Consider the following 2,484-nt stretch of genomic DNA (forward strand, 5'->3'; position numbering starts at 1 on the left):
GGCGCGCTCGCGGCCGGCCAGGCCCACCTCGTCCAGCGCCTGCCGGCCCCGGGCGTCGGCGTCGGCGCCGCGCAGCCCGAAGACGACGTTGTCCAGGATCCGCTTCCAGGGCAGCAGCCGGGAGTCCTGGAAGACCACCGACACCGAGCCGGGCACCGCGATCCGGCCGTGGCCGGCGACGTCGCGGTCCAGTCCGGCCAGCGCGCGCAGCAGGGTGCTCTTACCGGTGCCCGAACGCCCGATGAGCGCCACGAACTCGCCGGCCGCGATGTCGAGGTCCAGCCCGTTGAGGACGCCGCCGTTCCTGGTGAAGCTGCGGTGGAGGTTACGGATCCGGACCGCCGGCTCGGTGGTCAGTCCTCGAGCGTCCGTCGCCATGCCAGCACCTTCCTTCCCGTGGCTCGCACGGCCGTGTCGGCCAGGTAGCCGAAGACCCCGTAGAGCACCAGGCCGACGACGATGACGTCGGTCTGGCCGTACTGCTCGGCCAGGGTGATCATGTGGCCGATGCCGCTGGTGGCGTTGTACTGCTCGACCACGACCAGGCCGAGCAGCGACGAGGTCACCGCGAACCGCATGCCGAGCAGGAAGCCGGGCAGCGCCCCGGGCAGCACCACGTGCCGGACGAACTCGCCGCGCCCGATCCCGATGGTCTCGGCCAGTTCGGCGTACCGGCCGTCGATGCCGCGCAGCCCGTTGTGGGTGTGCACGTAGATCGGGATCATGCTGATCAGCGCGATGGTCACGATCTTCATCTCCTGGCCGATGCCGAACCAGGCGATGAACAGCGGGATCAGCGCCAGGGTGGGGATCGAGCGCTTGATCTGGATCGGCCCGTCGAACAGGGCCTCGCCGATCCGGGACAGCCCGGAGAGCACGGCGAGCACCGTGCCGCTGACCACTCCGAGGGCGAGCCCGACCACGGCGCGCTGCAGGGAGGACAGGATGTTGCCGAGCAGGTCGTGCTCGGCCCACTGCTCCCGGAACGCCTGCACCACGTCCCACGGTGCGGTGAGGATGGCCGGGCTGATCAGGCCGGTGGCCGAGCCGGCGGACCAGACGGCCAGCACCAGCAGCGGCCCGATCCAGAAGGCGAAGCGGATCCGGTGGCCGGGGCCGAGCCGGCGGCGGACCACGCGGGCGTCGACCCGGGAGTCGTCGGTGCCGGCCTCGCGCACCTGGTCGACGTGGACGGTGGCGGTCATGCGGCATCACCGGAGACCACCTGGGAACCGGCGGCGTCGGCCTGAACCTGCTCGAAGCGGCGGTCGACCAGCGTGTTCACGTCGATCTTGTCGTGCTTCTGCTCCCGGGCGAGCAGATCGGCGGTCTCCTGGAGCCGGCGTACGGCGTTGTCCCAACTGGCCGGGATGCCCTTGTTCCCGTCGGTGGCGACCACGTCCTTGGCGTCCGCCGCGCTGAGCCCCTGGGTGTCCTGGTAGTAGAGCTCGGCGTACTCGTCGGGGTGCTTGTTCTGCCAGAGCACCGCCTTGGTGCGCACGCTGACGTAGACCTTGAGGGCGGCAGCCTTCTCCGCGTCCTGCACCGCCTTGGTGAGGCAGTAGAGCGTCGAGGCGTCGTCGCGGATGCCGGTGCCGATCGCCACGGCCTGCGGATACCGGGTCTTGTAGACCTTCACGTACTGGGCGCCGAGCGGGGCCACGTCGACGGCCTTGCTGCCCAGCGCCGTCACGTACGCGTCATCCTTGCTCGTCAGCTCGACCAGGGTGACGTCTTTCTGGCTCAGGCCGGCCTTCTGCAGCACCCGCAGCACGAGGGCGCCCTGGGCCTGACCGGCGCTGTAGGCGATCTTCTTGCCGCGGAGGTCGGCGAGCGAGGTGACGTTGACCCCGGGGGCGACGCCCAGCTGATAGATGGGGTGCTCGAGCGGGTCGATGGTGACGGTCTGGAAGACGATCTTGGTGGAGGTGCCGGTCCAGGCGGCGAACAGCGACGGGATGTCGGCGACCGCGCTGCAGTCCAGCTTGTCGGCGCGGAAGGCCTGGATGCTCTTCGGGCCGCCGCTGATGTTGGCCCACTGCACCTTCACGCCGGCCGCGGTGAGCTCCTTGTCCAGCCCGGCCGCCTGGAGGACCGCCTGGATCGACGGGTCGCCGATGCGGATCTCGGTGCCGCTCGCCACCTTGTCCGGCAGTGCGGCGCTCAGCTCCAGCGATGTGCCGGTGTCGCCGCTGCCGCAGGCGGAGGTGACGGACAGGGCCGCTACCAGAGTGGCGATGGCCGTTCTTCGGAGTCTCGTGCTCATGATTTCTTCTCCGGTCGCTCAGAGGACGTGGAAGGTGCCGTCGTGGTAGAGCAGTGGCGCGCTGCTGTCGGCGAGCTCGCCGTCCGCCACCCGGCCGATCACCAGGTGCGAACCGCCGGCCGGATGCCGGTGCTCGATCGAGATCCGCAGCCAGGCCGCCGCGCCGTCCAGCACGGGTTCGCCGGTGGGCAGCCGGCGCCAGCGGGTCGGCGCGGCGA

General features: G+C 70.7%; 4 protein-coding genes. All 4 read right to left on the reverse strand.

The annotated features are described in order from the left end of the window. On the reverse strand, window positions 1–378 hold a 378-nt coding region (locus tag AB0C29_RS43310), incomplete at its 3' end, for an ATP-binding cassette domain-containing protein (RefSeq protein WP_360833466.1). After that, on the reverse strand, window positions 354–1,205 hold the full coding sequence (locus tag AB0C29_RS43315) for an ABC transporter permease (RefSeq protein WP_360833468.1): 852 nt from the start codon (window positions 1,203–1,205) through the stop codon (window positions 354–356). The genes AB0C29_RS43315 and AB0C29_RS43310, both read right to left, overlap by 25 nt. After that, window positions 1,202–2,266, reverse strand: coding sequence for an ABC transporter substrate-binding protein (locus AB0C29_RS43320; RefSeq protein ID WP_360833470.1), 1,065 nt, complete (start codon window positions 2,264–2,266; stop codon window positions 1,202–1,204). Before AB0C29_RS43320 ends, AB0C29_RS43315 begins: the two co-directional genes overlap by 4 nt. Before the next feature lie 18 nt (window positions 2,267–2,284). Then, window positions 2,285–2,484: flavin reductase family protein (locus tag AB0C29_RS43325; protein WP_360833472.1), on the reverse strand; the 200-nt coding region annotated here is incomplete at its 5' end.

The sequence above is a fragment of the Actinoplanes sp. NPDC048791 genome (assembly GCF_040650095.1).
GTDB lineage: Bacteria > Actinomycetota > Actinomycetes > Mycobacteriales > Micromonosporaceae > Actinoplanes.

Bases quoted from the DNA above. Each gene is read 5' to 3' on its own strand.
- AB0C29_RS43315 (WP_360833468.1), bottom strand. From the start codon at position 1,205: ATGACCGCCACCGTCCACGTCGACCAGGTGCGCGAGGCCGGCACCGAC.
- AB0C29_RS43320 (WP_360833470.1), bottom strand. From the start codon at position 2,266: ATGAGCACGAGACTCCGAAGAACGGCCATCGCCACTCTGGTAGCGGCC.